Here is a 21,012-nt window from a genome sequence, read left to right as displayed (position 1 = left end):
CCGCGGTGCTGAGATGAGTCGATGAGCTCTTGTGGAGCAGGTCAGGAGAGCCCGAGCTCGTCGTCGAGGAGATCGAAGATCTCGTCTGCCGTAGCGGACTGGATTTCACGGTCTTCTGCGGTGCTGTCCGTAGCACTTTGCGTTTCATTCCACTTCGACAGGAGGTCGCGCAGGCGGGTGGTGATGCCGGGGCGCTCGATGTCGTCCGGGGCGATCGTGGCGAGGATCGCCTCGAGCTTGTCGAGCTCCGCGTGTACGGGCGGGTGTCCGGCCGCACCGGCGGCGCCGGTCGCGCCATGCAAGCCCAACTCCTCGCGCAGATATCCGGCGAGCGCGGTGGGCGTCGGGTAGTCGAAGATCAGCGTGACCGGCAGGCGCAGCCCGGCGGCGGCGCCCAGTCGGTTGCGCAGATCCACGGCGGTGAGCGAGTCGAAGCCGAGGTCGAGGAAGCCGCGGCCGGCGTCCACGTCATCCGGGGTGGCGTAGCCGAGAACGGCGGCCACATGGCTCCGGACGACCTCCAGCAGCTCCCGGTCGCGTTCGGTCTCCGAGAGCCCGGAGAGCCGTTCGGCGAGCGAGCCCGCGCCCGAGTCGGCCAGGGTCCCGGCACCGGTGGCCCCGGTGTCGGCGGAGCGCCGTACGGGGGTGCGGACCAGGCCGCGCAGCAGCGGCGGCAGCAGCCCGGCGGCGGCCTGGCCGCGCAGCGCGCCGGTGTCGATGCGGATCGGGACGAGCACGGCCTCGGGCAGGGTGCCCGACAGGTCGAACAGGGCCAGGCCCTCGTCCTGCGGGAGCGCCGCGAAGCCACCGCGCGAGATGCGGGTCACGTCGGAGGCGTCGAGGCTTCCGGCCATGCCGTCGGCCGCCGCCCACAGGCCCCAGGCCAGCGAGCTCGCGGGCAGGCCCTGGGCGTGGCGGTGCTGGGCGAGCGCGTCCAGGAAGGTGTTGGCCGCGGCGTAGTTGCCCTGTCCCGAGCTGCCGAAGGCACCGGCGGCCGAGGAGAAGAGCACGAAGGCGGCCAGGTCCAGCTCGCGGGTCAGCTCGTGGAGGTTCCACGCCGCGTCCACCTTGGGGCGCAGCACGGTGTCGATCCGTTCACCGGTCAGTGAGCTGATCACGCCGTCGTCCAGGACGCCCGCGGTGTGCACCACGGCGGTCAGCGGATGCTCCGCCGGGATCGCCGAGAGGGTGGCGGCCAGGGCGTCCCGGTCGGCGGTGTCACAGGCCGCCCAGGTGGCCTCGGCGCCCATCTCGCCCAGTTCGGCGGCGAGTTCGGCCGCGCCCGGTGCCTCGCCGCCACGGCGGCTCACCAGCAGCAGACGCCGCACTCCGCGCTCGGCCACCAGGTGGCGGGCGAAGAGTCCGCCGAGCGCGCCGGTGGCGCCGCTGAGCAGCACGGTGCCCTCCGGGTCGCCCAGTGTGGTCGGCTCGGGGGTGTCCGGCCGGACCGGGACGCGGGCGAGCCGGTAGGCGTGCCCGGTGCCGGAGCGCAGGGCGAGCTGCGGTTCGTCGGTGGCGAGGACCGACGGCAGGGCCCGCTGGGAGGCGTCGGTGCCGTCGAGGTCGACCAGGACGAAGCGGCCGGGGTTCTCCGACTGCGCGGACTTCACCAGGCCCCAGGCGGTGGTGTGGGCCAGGTCGGCGATGTCCTCGCCGGGGGCCGCCGCGACCGCGCCACGGGTGACGAGGACGAGGCGGGTGTCGGCGAACCGCTGGTCGCCCAGCCAGTTCTGGACCAGGTCCAGGGTGTTCCGGGCGACGGCCCGCGCGGTGTCGGGCAGGGCCGCCGCGCCGCCGGTGACGGCGAGGGGTGCCACGACCACGTCGGGGGCGGAGGCGCCACCGTCGAGCGCGGTGGCGAGCGCCGCGAGGTCCGCGTAGTCGTCCAGCCGCTCGCCCGCGACGGTGAAGCCGGTGGCCGGGAAGCCGGTGGCCGTGGAGCCGGTGGCCGGGAAGCCGGTGGCGGCGCCGAGGGTCACCCAGCGCTCGCCGAGCGGGATGTCGGTGGCGGACGTGGTGAGGGCGGTCAGCGCTGTCCAGTCAGGACGGAACAGCGACTCGTGGTGTGCGGAGCGCGAGGCGTCGAGCTGCTCGGTCGAGAGCGGCCGCAGCACCAGGCCGTCGATGGTGGCGACGGCGGCGCCGGTGCCGTCGGCGAGGTGCAGCGACACCCCGTCGGCGCCCGGCCGCAGCCGTACCCGCAGCGATGCGGCGCCCCCGGCGTACAGCCGTACGCCGGTCCAGGCGAACGGGAGTCGCGCCCCTTCGTTCTCCTCGCCCTCCGGGTCGAGGCCGAGGGTGTGCAGGGCGGCGTCCAGCAGCGCCGGATGCACCCCGTACGCGGCGGCCTCGGGCTCGGAGCCCTGGGGCAGCCGGATCTCGGCGAACAGTTCGTCGCCGCGCCGCCAGGCGGTGTGCAGCCCCTGGAAGACCGGGCCGTAGCCGAGTCCGGCGGCGGCCGCGCCCTCGTAGAACTCCTCGGTGGCCAGGGCCGTGGCGTCGGCCGGGGGCCATACGCCCAGGTCCACCCGCTCGGCGTCGGCCGCCTGCTCGCCCGGGGCGAGGAAGCCGGTGGCGTGGCGGATCCACGGCTCGTCGGCGGGCACGTCCTCCCGGCGGGAGTGCAGGGTGAGCGAACGGCGCCCGGTCTCGTCGGCCGCCGCGAGCTCCAGCCGCAGCTGGACGGCGCCCTGTTCGGGCAGGACCAGCGGCGCCTGGAGGGTCAGCTCCTCGACCGTGTCGCAGCCCGCCTCATGGCCGGCCCGCAGCGCGAGTTCCACGAAGGCGGTGCCGGGCAGCAGCACGGTGTCCATGACGGCGTGGTCGGCCAGCCACGGGTGGGTCAGCAGCGACAGCCGCCCGGTGAACACGAAGCCACCGGTGTCGGGGAGTTCCACCGCCGCGCCCAGCAGCGGGTGGTCGGCCGTGTCGAGGCCCGCGGAGATCACGTCCTCGACGGAGATGCCCACATCGAGCCAGTAGCGCTGACGCTGGAAGGCGTAGGTGGGCAGCTCCACGCGGCGGGCGCCGCGCCCGGCGTAGACCGCGGCCCAGTCCGGGGCCGCGCCGCGGACATGGGCGTGGGCGAGGGCGGTGGCGAGGGCCTGGGCCTCGGGGCGGCCGCCGCGCAGGGTGGGGACGAACACCGCGTCGGTGCCGGCCTCCCCTTCGGCCCCGGCCCCAGTCGCGGTCCCGGCCCCGGTCTCGGTCTCGGCGAGGCAGTCCTCGCCCATCGCGGAGAGCACCCCGTCCGGGCCGAGCTCCACGAAGGTGGTCACGCCCTGCTCGCGCAGGGTGCGGACGCCGTCGGCGAAGCGCACGGACTCCCGGACATGGCGCACCCAGAACTCCGGCAGGCGGATCTCGTCGGCGGAGACCACGGTGCCGGTGAGGCAGGACACCAGCGGGATCTTCGGGGCGTTGTAGGTCAGGCACGCGGCCAGCTTGCGGAAGTCCGCGAGCATCGGGTCCATGTGGGGCGAGTGGAAGGCGTGGCTGACGGTGAGCCGCTTGGTCTTGCGACCCCGCGCCTCGAAGTCCGCCGCGATCCGCGTCGCCACGTCCTCGTCACCCGCGATGACCACGGAGTTCGGGCCGTTGAGGGCGGCGATGCTCACGCGGTCGGTGAGCAGCGGCGTCACCTCGTCCTCGGACGCCTGGAGAGCGATCATCGCGCCACCGGCGGGCAGCTCCTGCATGAGCCGGCCGCGGGCCGCGACCAGCACGGAGGCGTCGGCGAGCGAGAACACACCGGCCACATGCGCGGCGGCCAGCTCACCGATGGAGTGGCCGGACACGTAGTCGGCCTTCAGACCCCACGCCTCGACCAGCCGGAACAGCGCCACCTCGATGGCGAACAGCGCGGGCTGGGTGAAGCCGGTCCGGTCGAGAGCCTCGGCGTCGTCCCCGAACAGCACGTCCTTCAGCGGGCGTTCGAGATGCCCGTCCAGATGCGCGCACACCTCGTCCAGCGCCTGTGCGAAGCGCGGGAACGTCCGGTACAGCTCACGGCCCATGCCGAGCCGCTGGCTGCCCTGGCCGGTGAACAGGAACGCCACCTTGCCCTCGGTGGCCACACCGCGCAGCGCCTGCGCCGGGTGGTCACCGCGGGCCAGCGCGTCCAGCGCGCCCAGGGCGTCGTCGTGGCCCTCGGCGACCAGGGCGACGCGGTGTTCGAGCGCGGCGCGGGTGGTCGCGAGCGAGAAGCCCAGGTCGGTGAGGGCGGCCCGGGGTTCGGCGGCGATCCGCGACCGCAGCCGCCGCGCCTGCGCCCGCACACCGTCCTCGGTGCGGGCCGACAGCAGCACGGGCACATAGGGCAGGGCTTCGGGCTCCGCCGCGGGCTCGCTCGCCTCGACGGCGGGCGGCTGCTCGATAATGGCGTGGGCGTTGGTGCCGCTGATGCCGAACGAGGACACCGCGGCGCGGCGCGGACGGCCGGTCTCCGGCCATGCCATTTGCTCGGTGAGCAGCGACACCGCGCCCGCCGACCAGTCCACGTGCGGCGACGGCTCGTCCACGTGCAGGGTCCGCGGCAGCACACCGTGCCGCATCGAAAGCACCATCTTGATGATGCCGGCGACACCGGAGGCCGCCTGGGTGTGGCCCAGGTTGGACTTGACGGAGCCCAGCCACAGCGGCCGGTCCGCGTCCCGCTCCTGGCCGTACGTCGCCAGCAGCGCCTGCGCCTCGATCGGGTCGCCCAGCGTCGTGCCCGTGCCGTGCGCCTCGACCACGTCCACCTCACCGGTGGTCAGACGGGCGTTGGCCAGGGCCTGGCGGATGACGCGCTGCTGGGACGGGCCGTTGGGCGCGGTCAGACCGTTGGACGCGCCGTCCTGGTTGACGGCCGAGCCGCGCACGATCGCCAGCACCTCATGGCCGTTGCGGCGGGCGTCCGAGAGCCGCTCCAGCAGCAGCATGCCCGCGCCCTCGCCCCAGCCGGTGCCGTCGGCGGCCGCCGCGAAGGACTTGCAGCGGCCGTCCCTGGCCAGTCCGCGCTGGCGGCTGAAGTCGATGAACGTACCCGGGGTGAACATCACCGTGACACCGCCGGCCAGCGCCAGGGAGCATTCGCCCTGCCGCAGCGCCTGCGCCGCGAGGTGCAGCGCGACCAGCGACGACGAGCAGGCCGTGTCGACCGTGACGGCCGGGCCCTCCAGACCGAAGGTGTACGCCACCCGGCCGGACACCACACTGCTGGAGCTGCCGGTGCCGAGATAGCCCTCGACCTCGTTCGGGACGGCGTGCAGCCGGGACCCGTAGTCGTGGTACATGACGCCCGCGAACACACCGGTCCTGCTGCCGCGCACGGACAGCGGGTCGATACCGGCGCGCTCGAACGCCTCCCAGGACGTCTCCAGCAGCAGCCGCTGCTGCGGGTCCATCGCCAGGGCCTCGCGCGGCGAGATCCCGAAGAACGCCGGGTCGAACTCGGCGGCGTCGTGCAGGAATCCGCCCTCGCGGGCGTAGGAGGTGCCCTGGGTCTCCGGGTCCGGGTCGTAGAGCGCCTCGAGGTCCCAGCCGCGGTTGTCGGGGAAGCGGGAGATGCCGTCCTCGCCCGCCGCGAGCAGCTGCCACAGCTCCTCGGGGGTGGTGGCCCCGCCGGGGTAGCGGCAGCTCATCGCCACGATGGCGATCGGCTCGTCGTCGGTGGCGGCCACGACCGGCACCGGGGTGTGCACCGCCGGGGTCCGCGTGCCGACGAGCTCGGTGCGCAGATGGCGGGCCAGGACCTGCGGGTCCGGGTAGTCGAAGATGAGCGTGGCGGGCAGCCGCAGCCCGGTGACCGTGTTGAGCTGGTTGCGCAGCTCGACGGCGGTCAGCGAGTCGAAGCCCAGCTCCTTGAACGCCCGGCCCGATCCGATGGTCTCCGCACCGGCGTAGCCGAGCACGGTGGCCACCTGGCCACGGACCAGGTCCAGCAGCAGCCGTTCCTGCTCGGGTTCGGACAGCCCGGCGAGCCGCCCGGCAAGACCGGTCTCACCGGCCGCCGCGACCGCGTCCACCGCGCGCCGCGCCGGGATCCGCACCAGACCGCGGAACAGGGGCGAGACGGCGCCACTCGTGGCCAGGGTGCTCAGGGCCGCGATGTCCACCCGCATCGGCACCAGCGACGCCTCGCGGACGGTCAGCGCGGTGTCGAGCAGCGCGAGGCCCTCCGCCACCGGCAGCGGCGGCAGTCCGGCCCGCCGCATCCGGGCGATGTCGGCCTCGTCCAGGGTGCTGCCCATACCGGCCCCGGACCACAGACCCCACGCCAGCGCGGTGGCCGGCAGGCCCTGGGCTGCGCGGTGCTGGGCGAGGGCGTCCAGGAAGACGTTGGAAGCGGCGTAGTTGCCCTGGCCCGGGCCGCCGAAAACACCGGAGGAAGACGAGAAGAGCACGAAGGCCGTCAGGTCCAGGTCGCGGGTCAGCTCGTGGAGGTTCCAGGCCGCGTCCACCTTCGGGCGCATGACGTGGTCGACGCGCTCGGGGGTGAGGGAGCCGATGACACCGTCGTCCAGCACACCGGCGGTGTGCACCACGGCGGTCAGCGGATGCTCTGCGGGGACGTCGGCGAGGGCCGCGGCGAGCGCGTCCCGGTCCGCCACATCGCAGGCGGCCCAGCGCACGCTCGCGCCCAACTCGACTAGCTGTTCGGCGAGTTCGGCCGCACCTGGCGCCTGGTCGCCACGACGGCTCACCAGCAGCAGCTGCCGTACGCCACGCTCCGCCACCAGATGCCGGGCCACCAGACCGCCCAGCGAACCGGAGGCGCCGGTGACCAGCACCGTGCCCTCGGGGTCGAGACCCCGGGCGTCCTCGGCTTCCGGCTCCACGGCCACCCGCGCCAGCCGCGGCACGGACACCGCGCCCGCGCGGATCGCCAGCTGCGGCTCGTCCGAGGCCAGGGCGGCGGGCAGGGCCCGCAGCGACTCGTCGCGGCCGTCGGTGTCCACCAGCACGAACCGGCCCGGGTTCTCCGACTGCGCCGAGCGCAGCAGACCCCACACGGCCGCACCGGCCAGATCCGCCACCGGCTCGTCGGCCTCGACGGCCACCGCGCCACGGGTCACCACGACCAGCGGGGCGTCCCCGAACCGCTCCTCCTCCAGCCACCGCTGGACGACATCGAGCGCCACGGCGGCGGCGCGGTGCGCCGCACGGGCCACCCGCTCACCGGTCTCGGCGGACGGCGACACGACGACGTACTCGGGCGCGGGCGCCGCGCCCGCGGCGACCGCGTCGGCCAGCGTCGTGAGATCCCCGTACGCCGTGGCCCCGAGCCCGAGCGGATCGGCGCCCAGCACCGCCCACCGGCCGTCGGCCGGCACCTCGGCCCCGGCCGCGTCGGCGAGCCCGGTCGGCGACGTCCACTCCAGGTGGAACAGCGACTCGTGGTAGGACGTGCGCGCGCTCCGCAGCTGCTCGGCCGAGACCGGGCGCAGCCCGAGCGTCTCGACGGCCGCGACCGGCGCACCGGTGGTGTCGGCGATCTCCAGCCGGACGCCCTCGGCGCCCGCGGGGGCCAGCCGCACGCGCAGCGCCGAGGCGCCGCTCGCGTAGAGCGACACGCCAGTCCAGGCGAACGGCAGCCGCCCTTCCCCGCCCGTGTTGCCAAGACCGGCCAGGCCGATGGCGTGCAGGGCGGAGTCCAGCAGCGCCGGGTGCAGCCCGAACGCGGCGGCCTCCTCGGCCGTGTCCTCGTCCAGCGCCACCTCGGCGAACACCTCGCCACCGCGCTGCCACGCCCTGCGCAGCCCCTGGAACGCGGGGCCGTACGCGAAACCGATGTCCAGCAGGCCCTCGTAGCGGCCGTCCAGCTCCACCTCGGCCGCGTCCGCCGGGGGCCATGCGCTCAGCTCGAACGACGCCTCCGGACGGCCGCCGGACGCCAGCACACCGGCGGCGTGCCGGGTCCACGGCTCCTCGGCGGGCAGGCTCTCCAGCCGGGAGTGCAGCGACAGCGGACGGCGGCCCGTCTCGTCGGCCGCGCCGACCGACAGCCGCAGCTGGACACCGCCCTGCGCGGGCAGCACCAGCGGCGCTTCGAGGGTCAGCTCTTCGAGGTAGTCGCAGCCGACCTGGTCACCGGCGCGGATCGCCAGTTCCACGAAAGCGGTGCCGGGCAGCAGCACGGTGTCCAGGATGGTGTGGCCCGCGAGCCACGGATGGGTCGAGAGCGCCAGCCGCCCGGTGAACAGCATCCCGTCGGCGTCCGGCAGTTCGGCGCTGGCGCCGAGCAGCGGATGCCCGGCCTCGCCCAGCCCGACCGCGGCCACGTCACCCAGGAACAGCGAGGAGACCTTCGGCCAGTAGCGCTGCCGCTGGAAGGCATAGGTGGGCAGCTCGACCTGTGCGGCGCCGGTTCGGGCGTAATACGCCGCCCAGTCCACCGCCACCCCACGCACATGCGCCCGCGCGACGGCCGACAGCAGCGCCTCGGCCTCGGAACGGTCCTTGCGCAGCACGGCGGCGAAGGCGGCGTTCTCGTCGGTGACGCACTCCTGGGCCATGGCGGTGAGGACACCGTCGGGGCCGAGTTCGAGGTAGGTGGTGACGCCCTGGGCCTCCAACGTGCGGACGCCGTCGAGGAAGCGGACGGCTTCGCGGACGTGGCGCACCCAGAAGTCGGGGCTGGTGATCTCCTCGGTGGAGACGACGTTCCCGGTGAGGTTGGAGACGATCGGGATGCGCGGGGCCTCGTACGTCAGCCCCTGCGCGACCTCGCGGAACGCGTCCAACATGCCGTCCATGCGCGGCGAGTGGAACGCGTGGCTGACCGTGAGCCGCTTGGTCTTACGGCCCCGCGCCTCGAAACCATCGGCAATCGCGACGGCCTCGTCCTCGTCACCCGCGATGACGACCGACGTCGGCCCGTTGAGCGCGGCGATCGAGACGCGCTCGGTGAGCAGCGGCGTGACCTCGTCCTCCGACGCCTGCACCGCGATCATCGCGCCACCGGCCGGAAGCTCCTGCATCAGGCGGCCACGGGCGGCCACCAGCGTGCACGCGTCCGCGAGCGAGAACACACCCGCCACATGCGCGGCGGCCAGCTCACCGATCGAGTGCCCGGAGAGGAGGTCCGCCTTCAGACCCCAGGCCTCGACCAGCCGGAACAGCGCCACCTCGATGGCGAACAGCGCGGGCTGGGTGAAACCGGTCCGGTCCAGTGCCTCGGCGTCCTCGCCGAACAGCACCTCCCGCAGCGGCCGCTCCAGCTGCGTGTCCAGGTGGGCGCACACCTCGTCCAGCGCGTCCGCGAACGTCGGGAAGGTGTCGTACAGCTCACGGCCCATGCCGATCCGCTGGCTGCCCTGTCCGGTGAAGAGGAAGGCCAGCTTGCCGCCGACCACCGCGTCCTGAACGAGCCCGGCGGCCGTACGTCCCTCGGCGAGCGCCGCCAGGCCGGACAGCAGCCCGTCCCGGTCCTCGGCGACGAGCGCCGCGCGCTCCTCGAAGGCGGTACGGCGCGTGGCGAGGGTGAACGCCACGTCGGTGAGGTCCAGTTCGGGGCGCTCGTCCAGGTGGGCGCGCAGCCGTACGGCCTGGTCGCGCAGGCCCTCGGGGGACTTGGCGGAGAGCACCCAGGCGGCCGGGACGCCGGACCGGGGCGCGGCGGCGGGCGCCGGGGCCTCGGTCTCGTCCGCGTACGCGGGGGCCTGCTCGATGATGGTGTGCGCGTTGGTGCCGCTGATGCCGAACGAGGACACGGCGGCCCGGCGCGGACGGCCGGTCTCGGGCCACTCCCGCGCCTCGGTCAGCAGCGACACCGCACCGGTCGACCAGTCCACATGCGGGGTGGGCTCATCGACGTTGAGGGTCTGCGGCAGCATGCCGTGCTGGATGGCCAGCACCATCTTCATCACACCGGCGACACCGGCCGCGGCCTGGGTGTGGCCGAAGTTGGACTTGATGGAGCCGAGCCACAGCGGCTGGTCGGCGTCGCGCTCCTGGCCGTAGGTGGCCAGCAGGGCCTGCGCCTCGATCGGGTCGCCCAGCTTGGTGCCGGTGCCGTGCGCCTCGACCGCGTCCACCTCGGACGCGGACAGACCCGCACCCGCCAGCGCCTGCCGGATCACCCGCTGCTGCGAGGGACCGTTCGGCGCCGTCAGACCGTTGGACGCACCGTCCTGGTTGATCGCGCTGCCACGGACGACCGCCAGCACCGGGTGGCCGTTCTTCCGGGCCTCGGACAGCCGCTCGACGAGCAGCATGCCGACACCTTCGCCCCAGCCGGTGCCATCCGCACCAGCGGCGAACGCCTTGATCCGGCCGTCCTCCGCCAGCCCACGCTGACGACTGAAGTCCACGAACGAACCCGGCGTCGACATCACCGTCACACCACCGGCCAGCGCCAACGAGCACTCACCCGCCCGCAACGCCTGAATCGCCCAGTGCAACGCCACCAACGACGACGAACAGGCCGTGTCCACCGTCACCGCGGGGCCTTCGAGCCCCAGCGCGTAGGACACCCGGCCCGACATCACACTGGCCGCGTTGCCCGTCCCCATGAAGCCTTCGGAGCCATCGGGGGCGGAGAGGATGACGGGCAGATAGTCCTGGCCGTTGGTACCGGCGAAGACGCCGACCTGCTGGCCGCGCAGCGTGGTCGGGTCGATCCCGGCCCGCTCGAACGCCTCCCACGAGGTCTCCAGCAGCAACCGCTGCTGCGGGTCCATGGCAAGCGCCTCACGCGGCGAGATGCCGAAGAAGACGGGGTCGAACTCGGCGGCGTCGGCGAGGAAGCCGCCCTCGCGGACGTAGCTGGTGTGCTCGCCCGTGCCCTCCGGGTCGTACAGCCTCTCCAGGTCCCAGCCGCGGTCGGCGGGGAAGTCGACCACCGCGTCCTGCCCGGACGCCAGCAGCCGCCACAGCTCCTCGGGCGAGCGCACACCACCGGGGAAGCGGCAGCTCATGCCGACGATCGCGATGGGGTCGTCGTCCAGGGCCACGCCCATCGACGACGCGCCGGTCACCGCCGGGCGCGAGCCGATGAGTTCGGCCTGCAGATGGTCGGCGAGGGCGATCGGGGTGGGGTAGTCGAAGATGATGGTGGCGGGCAGCTTCAGCCCGGTGAGGGTGGAGAGCAGGTTGCGGATCTCGACGGCGGTCAGCGAGTCGAAGCCGAGGTCGCGGAAGGCGCGGCTGGGCTCCACCGAGTCCGGTCCGGGGTGGCCGAGGACGACGGCCACCTGGGTGCGGACGAAGTCCAGGGCGATCTGGTCGCGTTCCTCGTCGGTCCCGGCGTCGGTCAGCCGCTGGGCCAGCGAGGTGGGCTGGCCGGGGATGGCGGGGCCGCCGGTGGCGGTGCGCGCCGCCTCGATCGCGCGGCGCGCCTCGGAGAGCTCGGCGAGCAGCGGGTTCGGGCGGTGGCCGGAGAGTCCGGGCGCGAAGCGGTCCCATTCGATGTCGACGACGAGGGAGAACGTCTCGCCGAGGTCGAGCGCGGCGCCCAGGGCGGCGGTGGCCGGTTCGGGGGCGAGGGCGGGCAGCCCGGACTGCCGGAGCCGCTCGGCCACCAGCTCGTCGGTGGCCATGCCGCCGTCGGCCCAGGCGCCCCAGGCCATGGAGGTGGCGGGCAGGCCCTCGGCGCGGCGCTGTTCGGCGAGCGCATCGAGGTAGGCGTTGGCGGCCACGTAGTTGGCCTGGCCCGCGGCGCCGAAGGTGGCGCCCATGGAGGAGAAGAGCACGAAGGCGGACAGATCGAGGCCGCGGGTGAGCTCGTGCAGATGGCGGGCGGCGTCGGCCTTGGCGCGCAGCACATCGGCCATCCGCCGCGGGGTCTGGGCGTCGAGGACCCCGTCGTCCAGCACTCCGGCGGCGTGCACGACCGTGGTCAGCGGAAGGTCCGCGGGGATGGTCGCCAGCAGCCCGGCGAGGGCGTCGCGGTCGGCGACGTCGCAGGCGGCGATGGTCACCTGGGCGCCGAGGGCGGTGAGTTCGTCGCGCAGTTCGGCGGCGCCGGGGGCGTCGGGGCCGCGGCGGCTGGTGAGCAGGATGTGCTGGGCGCCGTGGGCGACGAGCCAGCGGCCGACGTGGCCGCCGAGGGCGCCGGTGCCGCCGGTGATCAGCGCGGTGCCGTGGGTGCTCCAGCCGTCGCCGGTGGTCTCGTGGTGCGGTGCGCGGGCCAGCCGGCGGACGTGGATGCCCTGCGGGCGGATCGCGAGGTGGTCCTCGCCGCTGATGCCCTCGGGGCCGGCGAGGATGTCGGCGAGCCGCCCGAGGGCGCGGTCGTCGGCGGTCCCGGGCAGGTCGATCAGACCGCCCCAGCGCTCGGGGTGTTCGAGTGCCGCGGTGCGGCCCAGGCCCCAGATCTGGGCCTGGTCGGGGCTGCTGAGGTGGTCGGAGCGGCCGACGGAGACGGCGCCGCGGGTGGCGGCCCACAGCGGGGCGTCGACCTCGGCGTCACCGAGGGCCTGGACGAGGGTGAGGGTCCCCGCGAGCCCGGCGGTGAGGGAGGGGTGCCGGTCGTGCGGGCGCTCGTCCAGGCCGAGCAGGGAGAGCACACCGTCGGCGTGCGGGGCCCCGCCGGTCTCCCGCGCCGGGTCCGGGGTCAGGGCCGTGCGGATGCGCTCGGCGAGGGCGGTGCGGTCGGCGGTGGTGCCGTCGACCGCGATCTCGTGGACCGTGACGCCGCGTTCGGCCAGCAGCCGCAGCGACGCGGCCACCCAGGGGTCCTCCGTGCGGCCCTCGGGGGTGACCACGAGCCAGGCGCCGGTGAGCGGCTTGGCCTGGGTCTGCGGCAGCGGTGTCCAGGTGATGCGGTAGCGCCAGCCGTCGACGGTGGTGTCGACGTGGCTGCGCCTGCGCCACGCGGACAGGACGGGCAGCACCTCGCTGAGGGGCTGGTCGCCGTCGAGACCGAGGGTGTCGACCAGGGCGGCCAGGTCCTCGCTGTGCACGACCTCCCAGAACCGGGCGTCGGCCACGGCCGGGGCGGCGGCTTCGGCTTCGGCGGGGTCGGGGCCGTACGAGAAGGGGTTGGCGGGCCAGTAGCGCTGCCGCTGGAAGGCGTAGGTGGGCAGTTCGACGCGGCGGGCGCCGGTGCCCGCGTAGTACGTGGCCCAGTCCACGGGCACGCCGCGGACCTGGGCCTGGGCGAGCGCGTGGCCGAGGGTGCGGGCCTCGGGGCGGCCGGAGCGCAGGGCGGGCAGGAACGCGAACGTGCGGTTCCGGCCGCCGGTCACGCACTCCTGGGCCATCGCGGAGAGCACCCCGTCGGGGCCCAGTTCGACGAAGGTGGTCACGCCGTGGTCCTCGAGGCGGCGGACGCCGTCGAGGAAGCGGACGGCCTCGCGGACGTGGCGCACCCAGAAGTCGGGCGTGGTGATCTCGTCGGCGGAGACGATGGCACCGGTGAGGTTGGAGACGATCGGGATTCTCGGAGCCTCGTAGGTCAGCCGCTCGGCGACCTGACGGAAGTTCTCCAGCATCCCGTCCATGTGCGGGGAGTGGAAGGCGTGGCTGACGGTGAGCCGCTTGGTCTTCCGACCCCGCTCCTCGAACGACGCGGCGATCGCGAGCGCCGCGTCCTCGTCACCCGCGATGACGACCGAGGTGGGCCCGTTGAGGGCGGCGATGGAGACCCGCTCGGTGAGCAGCGGCGTCACCTCGTCCTCCGACGCCTGCACCGCGATCATCGCGCCACCGGCGGGGAGTTGCTGCATCAGCTGGCTGCGCGCGGCCACCAGGGCACAGGCGTGGGTGAGCGAGAGCACCCCGGCGACATGGGCGGCGGTGAGCTCGCCGATGGAGTGACCGGCCAGGAAGTCGGGGCGCAGTCCCCAGGATTCGACGAGGCGGAAGAGGGCCACCTCGACCGCGAACAGCGCGGGCTGGGTGAAGCCGGTCCGGTCGAGCGTGGCGGCGTCGTCGCCGAACAGCACGTCCTTCAGCGGCCGGTCGAGGAAGCGGTCGAGCTGGACGCAGACCGCGTCCAGCGCCTCCGCGAACACCGGGTAGGTCTCGTACAGCTCACGGCCCATGCCGAGCCGCTGGCTGCCCTGGCCGGTGAAGAGGAACGCGACCTTGCCCTCGGCCGCCAGCCCCTCGGCCAGCTCGGGGTGGTGGCGGCCTTCGGCGAGCGCGTCGAGGCCCGCGAGGAGTTCGTCGTGATCGGCCGCGAGGACCACGGCGCGGCGGTCGAGGGCGGCGCGGGTGACGGCCTGGGAGTAGCCGAGGTCGGCGAGGCGGTGGCCGGGGTTGGCGGTCAGATGGGTCCGCAGCCGGAGGGCCTGGGCGCGCAGCGCCTGCTCGTCCTTGCCGGAGAGCACGACCGGGACGAGGGGCACCTCGGCCCGCTCCGGCTCGGCCTCGCCGCTCTCGGCGGGGGCGGCGAGGGCAGGGGGCTCCTCGAGGATGGTGTGCACATTGGTGCCGCTCATGCCGAACGACGAGACGCCCGCGCGGCGCGGGGTCGCGCCCTCGGGGTCCCGGGGCCACTCGGTGGTGGCGGTGAGCAGTTCGACGTCCCCGGCCGTCCAGTCGACGTGCGGGGTGGGCTCGGTGAGGTGGAGGGTCTTGGGCAGCACCCCGTGCCGCATCGCCATGACCATCTTGATGACGCCGCCGACACCGGCGCCCGCCTGGGCGTGGCCGATGTTGGACTTGATGGAGCCGATGAGCAGCGGTTTGCCCTCGGGCCGGTCCTGGCCGTAGGTGGCGAGCAGCGCCTGGGCCTCGATGGGGTCGCCGAGGGCGGTGCCGGTGCCGTGGGCCTCGACGGCGTCGACCTGGTCGGGGCTGAGGCGGGCGTTGGCCAGCGCCTGGAGGATGACGCGCTGCTGCGAGGGGCCGTTGGGCGAGGTGAGGCCGTTGGACGCGCCGTCCTGGTTGACGGCGGAGCCGCGGACCACGGCGAGGACCGGGTGGCCCTTGCGCTGGGCGTCCGACAGCCGCTCGACGAGCAGCATGCCGACGCCCTCGCCCAGGCAGAAGCCGTCGGCTTCCGGGGCGAAGGGCTTGGAGCGGCCGTCGAGGGCCAGTCCGCGCATCTTGCTGTAGTCGACGAAGACGCCGGGCGCGCACATGAGGGTGGCGCCGCCGGCGAGCGCGAGCGAGCATTCGCCGTTGCGCAGCGCCTGGACGGCGAGGTGGAGGGCCACCAGCGAGGAGGAGCAGGCGGTGTCGACGGTGACGGCCGGGCCCTCGAAACCGAAGGTGTAGGAAAGGCGGCCGGAGGCGACGCTCGCGGCGTTACCGGTCCCGAAATAGCCCTCGAAGTTCTCGTTGGAACTGAGGATCGCGCCCAGGTAATCGTGATTGCTGGTGCCGACGAAGACGCCGATCTGCCGGCCGCGCACCGCGACCGGGTCGATTCCGGCCCGCTCGAACGCCTCCCAGGACGTCTCCAGCAGCATCCGCTGCTGCGGGTCCATGCCGAGCGCTTCTCGCGGGCTGATGCCGAACAGCGACGGGTCGAAATCGGCTATGCCGTCGACGAATCCGCCCTCGTGCACATAGCTGGTGCCGGGGTGGTCCGGGTCCGGGTGGTACATCGTGTCGACATTCCACCCGCGGTCCAGCGGGAACTCGCTGACCGCGTCGACGCCCTCGCTGACGATGCGCCACAGGTCCTCGGGCGACGAGACGCCCCCGGGGTAACGGCAGCCGATCCCCACGATCGCGATGGGGTCGTGGTTCTTCGCCTCGGCCTCTTGCAGGCGGAGGCGAGTCTGGTGCAGATCCGCCGTTACCAGCTTGAGGTAGTCCCGCAGCGTCTCTTCATTCGCCATTTACGCAATCCAATTACGGCAGACGGCATCGGAAATGCTCCACAGATCCTCGACAGGGGAGCCGGTAACCAACAACCAAATCAGTCGACTTCTCGCTGAGAGGCTATGCGCGAACTAACCCTCACAACAACCCCTAGATGCCCCCTATGACCCCCTGGAGACCCAGGGAGCGATAGGGGGCAACCGGTATTCAGCAACTCTATTGAAGGGTATGGAAAATCCTGGCCGACATCGGATACGACGTCAATAGCAGAATTCCTGTTACGCCCTTCCGAGACCCTTGTTGATGAATGCGAAGAGCTCTTCGTCGCTGGCCGACTGGAGCTGCTCGGCGTCGACCGTGTCCTTCGCCGGGCGCTCCGGCGCCGCCGTGGTGGCGGGTTCGGCGGTGACCGCCGTGCCGTCCGACTCGTTCCACTTCGCCATCAGCGACTGCAGGCGCATGGTGATCCGGGCCCGGGTGATGTTGTCGGGCGCGGTGCCGGTGAGCGCGGTCTCCAGCTTGTCGAGCTCTTCGAGCACCGCGGTGCCGTCGGCCGCCTCGTCGGGCGCGATCCCGGCCCGCAGATAGGCGGCCACGGCGGCCGGAGTCGGGTGGTCGAAGATCAGGCTCGGGGGCAGCTTCAGCCCGCTCGCGGCGCCGAGCCGGTTGCGGAGCTCGACGGCGGTCAGCGAGTCGAAGCCCAGCTCCTTGAAGGCCCGGCCCGCCTCGATCGCCTGGGCGCCGGAGTGGCCCAGCACGGCGGCCACCGCGCTGCGCACCAGATCCAGCAGCACCCGCTCCCGCTCGGTCTCCGGCAGCGCCGCGAGCTGTCCGGCCAGGGCCGCCCCGGCGGCCGCGCCGCCGCCGTCGGCCTCGGCGGTGGCCATCTCCTCCACGACCTCGCGGGCCTCGGGCAGGTCGTGCAGCAGCGGACGCGACCGGTCGGCGGTGAAGGCGAGGGTGAAGCGCCGCCAGTCCATGTCGATGACGGTCAGCGCGGTCTCGTCCCGGTCCAGCGCGTGCTGGAGGGTGGTGGTGGCCGGTTCCGGCGCCATCTCGTTGATGCCGTGGCGGCGCATCCGGTCGCCGACCGCGCCGTCCACCGTGCCGCCGTCGCCCCACGGGCCGAAGGTCAGCGTGGTGGCGGGCAGCCCGTCCGCGCGGCGCTGTTCGGCGAAGGAGTGCAGGAAGGCGTTGCCGGGCGCCTGGTTGCCCTGGCCGGGCGCGCCGAAGGTGGCGGAGAAGTGCGAGCACAGCACGAACGCGGTCAGGTCCAGGTCCCGGGTGAGCTCGTGCAGATGGAACGTGGCGTCCACCTTGAGCCGCAGCACCCGCTCGACCTGATCCGGGGTCAGCCCCTCGATCACCCCGTCCTCGATGACCGCGGCGGTGTGCACGACGGCGGTCAGCGGCTGGTCGGCCGGGATGGCCGCGAGGGTTTCGGCGAGCGCGGCGCGGTCGGTCACATCGCAGGCGGCGAGGGTGACCTTGGCGCCGAGTTCGGTGAGCTCGGCCTCCAGCTCGACGGCCCCGGGGGCGTCCGGGCCCCGGAGGCTCGCCAGCACCAGGTGGTCGGCGCCGTTACGGGCCAGCCACCGGGCGACCTGCCCGCCGAGCCGTCCCGTACCGCCGGTGACCAGCGTGGTGCCGGTCGGCTTCCAGGACCGTACGGCGGAGGTCTCGGCCAGCGGGGCGCGCACCAGGCGGGGCCCGAAGACGCCGGTGGCGCGGATCGCGGCCTGGTCGTCGTCGCCGTCGGAGGCGAGGAGGCCCACCAGCCGGGCCAGGGCGCGCTCGTCGGGGGTGGCGGGCAGGTCGATCAGACCGCCCCAGCGCTCCAGGTGCTCCAGCGCGGCCACCCGGCCGAGACCCCAGACGAGCGCCTGCTCGGGGGCGTCCGGCCGGTCCGAAGCGCCGACGGAGACGGCGCCGCGGGTCAGGCACCACAGCGGGGCGCCGATTCCGGCGTCGCCCAGCGCCTGGATCAGCGCGAGCTGGGCGGCGGTTCCGGCGGGCAGCGAGGCGTGCCCGGGGTGTGCGCCCTCGGCCGGGGCCAGCAGCGAGACGACTCCGGCGAAGGAGCCGCCGTCGGCTTCGGCGAGCGCGGTGCGCAGCCGCTCGGCCAGCTTCTCGCGGCCGTCGGTGCCGGTGTCCACGGCGATCCGCCGTACGTCGGCGCCGCGTTCGGCGAGCACACCGGCCACCGCGTCGGCCCAGGTGTCCTCGGTGGCCGGGGCGACGACGAGCCAGCCGCCGGACAGCCGCGCGGACCGCTCCTCCGCGAGGGGCTTCCAGGTGACGCGGTAGCGCCAGCCGTCCACCGTGGACTGTTCACGGGCCTGCTTGCGCCAGGTGGCCAGGGCGGGCAGGACGGCGCTCATCGGCTGGTCGGCGTCGACGGTCAGCTCGGCGGCGAGGGTCTGCCAGTCCTCGGCCTCCACGGCGGCCCAGAACTTGGCCTCCACGGGGTCGTGCCCGGTCTTCCCGGCGGCGCGCGCGGGCGCGGCCTCGGGCCAGTAGCGCTGCTGCTGGAAGGCGTAGGTGGGCAGCTCGATGCGGCGGGCGCCGGTGCCGTCGAACACGGCCTCCCAGTCGACGCTCACCCCCCGCGACCACGCCTCGCCGACCGAGGCCCAGAAGCGGTCCTGGCCGCCCTCGTCACGGCGCAGCGATCCGATCGCGGCCGCGTCCACACCGGCGTCCTCGGCGGTCTCCTGCACACCCATCGTCAGCACGGGGTGGGCGCTGGACTCGATGAACACCCCGAAGCCCTCGTCCAGCAGCCGCCGCACCGCGCCCTCCAGCTCAACGGTGCGGCGCAGGTTGGTGAACCAGTACTCGGCGTCCAGCTCGGCGCCCTCGGCCCACTCCCCCGTCACCGTGGACTGGAACGGCACCTGGGCACTCTTCGGCTGTACGGGCGCCAGCAGCTCCAGCAGCTCCTCGCGGAGCAGTTCGACCTGCGCGGAGTGCGAGGCGTAGTCCACCGGCACCCGGCGCGCCCGCACCTCATCGGCCTCGCAGGACGCCAGCAGCTCGTCCAGCGCGGTCGGCTCACCGGAGACGACCACCGAGGACGGCCCGTTGACCGCCGCGATGGAGATGCGCTCCTCTCCCCAGGGCTCGATGCGCTCGCGTACGTCCGCCACCGGCAGCGCCACCGACACCATGCCGCCCTTGCCCGCCAGCACCCGGCCAATGGCCTGGCTGCGCAGCGCCACCACGCGCGCCGCGTCCTTCAGCGACAGGACCCCGGCCACGTACGCGGCGGCGATCTCGCCCTGCGAGTGGCCGATCACCGCGGACGGGACGACACCCAGGGAACGCCATAGCTCGGCGAGGGAGACCATCACCGCGAACAGCACCGGCTGGACCACGTCCACCCGGTCCAGCGACGGCGCGCCCTCGGCGCCGCGCAGCACATCCACCAGCGACCAGTCGGTGAACTCCGCCAGCGCCGCGGCGCATTCCTCGATGTGGGCCGCGAAGACGGGCGAGGCGTCCATCAGCCCCACGCCCATCCGCACCCACTGGGACCCCTGTCCGGGGAAGATGAACGCCGTCTGCCCGGCGACCACCGTGCCCCGCTCCACACCGGCCGCCATGCCGCCGTCGGCGAGCGCGTTCAGCCCGGCCATCAGCTCCTCGCGGTCCCGGCCCTGGACCACACCGCGGTGGTCCAGCGCGGAGCGGGTGGTGGCCAGCGACAGGCCGATGTCCACCGGGCGCAGCGCCGGTTCGTCGTGGAGCCGGTCCAGCAGCCGCCGCGCCTGGGCGCGCAGCGCCGCCTCGCTCTTGCCGGAGAGCACCCACGGCAGCACACCCGGCTGCTTGGACACCAGCTCGACCGGGCCCGGCTCCTCGGCGGGGGCCTGCTCGACGATGGTGTGCGCGTTGGTGCCGCTGAAGCCGAAGGAGGAGATGCCGGCGCGGCGCGGGCGGCCGGTCTCGGGCCACGGCGTGGCCGACCTGACCAGCGCGACCTTGCCCGCCGCCCAGTCGATGTGCGGGGACGGCTCGGCGATGTGCAGCGACTCGGGCACCACCCCGTGCTCCATCGCCAGCACCATCTTCATCACCCCGGCGATGCCCGCGGCGCCCTGGGTGTGGCCGATGTTGGACTTCACCGATCCGAGCAGCAGGGGCAGTTCCTCGGGCCGGTCCTGGCCGTAGGTGGCCAGCAGCGCCTGGGCCTCGATCGGGTCGCCCAGCGAGGTGCCCGTGCCGTGGGCCTCGACGACGTCCACATCGCCGCCGGACAGCCGGGCGTTGGCCAGCGCCTGCTGGATGACGCGCCGCTGGGACGGGCCGTTGGGCGCGGTCAGGCCGTTGGACGCGCCGTCCTGGTTGACGGCGGAGCCGCGCACCACGGCCAGCACCTTGTGGCCCCGGCGACGGGCCTCCGAGAGCCGCTCCAGCAGCAGGACGCCCACGCCCTCGGCCGGGCCGAAGCCGTCGGCGTCCGCCGCGAACGCCTTGCACCGGCCGTCCCGCGACAGCCCGCGCTGGCGGCTGAACTCGATGAACAGACCGGGGGTGGACATCACATGGACGCCGCCCGCCAGGGCCAGCGAGCATTCGCCCAGCCGCAGCGACTGGACGGCCAGGTGCAGCGCCACCAGCGACGCCGAGCAGGCCGTGTCCACCGTGACGGCCGGGCCCTCGAGACCGAAGACGTAGGAGAGCCGGCCGGAGACGACACTGCCGGCGTTGCCGGTGCCGAGGTGGCCGCCGAAGTCGTCCTCGGCGTCGAGCGCCACCGACAGATAGTCGGAGGCGTTCATGCCCGCGAAGACACCGGTACGGCTGCCGCGCAGGGACGCCGGGTCGATCCCGGCCCGCTCGAACGCCTCCCAGGACGTCTCCAGCAGCAGCCGCTGCTGCGGGTCCATCGCCATGGCCTCACGCGGCGAGATCCCGAAGAACGCCGCGTCGAACCGGGTGGCGTCGCCCAGGAACCCGCCCTCGCGGGTGTAGGTGGTGTCCGGGGTGTCCGGGTCCGGGTCGAACAGGTTCTGCAGGTCCCAGCCGCGGTCGGCCGGGAACTCCGTCTGCGCCTCGCCACCGGAGGCCATCAGCTCCCACAGCTCCTCGGGGGTGCTGACCCCGCCGGGGAAGCGACAGCTCATGCCCACGATGGCGATCGGCTCGTGGGCCTGGTCGTCGACCTCCTGCAGCCGCCGGTGGGCGGCGGTCAGGTCGGTGGTGACCTTCTTCAGATATTCGCGGAGCTTGGCTTCGTTCGCAGTCGCCATGGACGTTCACCTATTCGCAATGCTCTGGTTCGTCGGGGGGTTCGGGTGGGTGTGC

General features: G+C 73.8%; 1 protein-coding gene and 1 pseudogene. Both read right to left on the bottom strand.

Going from position 1 to position 21,012, the window contains the following annotated elements; all coding sequences use genetic code 11:
• Positions 1 to 41 precede the first annotated feature (41 nt).
• Positions 42 to 15,683 carry a type I polyketide synthase gene (locus tag J8403_RS27715; RefSeq protein WP_425519904.1) on the bottom strand — a complete coding sequence of 5,214 codons (15,642 nt, stop codon included), beginning with the start codon at positions 15,681 to 15,683 and terminating at the stop codon, positions 42 to 44.
• A 297-nt stretch (positions 15,684 to 15,980) separates the two neighbouring features.
• Positions 15,981 to 20,912, bottom strand: a pseudogene (locus tag J8403_RS27710) (type I polyketide synthase); the annotation flags it as partial.
• Positions 20,913 to 21,012: the final 100 nt, after the last annotated feature.

Origin of the sequence: Streptomyces yatensis, assembly GCF_018069625.1 — a bacterium.
Taxonomy (GTDB): Bacteria; Actinomycetota; Actinomycetes; order Streptomycetales; family Streptomycetaceae; genus Streptomyces; species Streptomyces yatensis.
The sequence above is the reverse complement of the archived record's forward strand: the minus strand, read 5'-3'. Positions and strand labels throughout refer to the sequence as shown.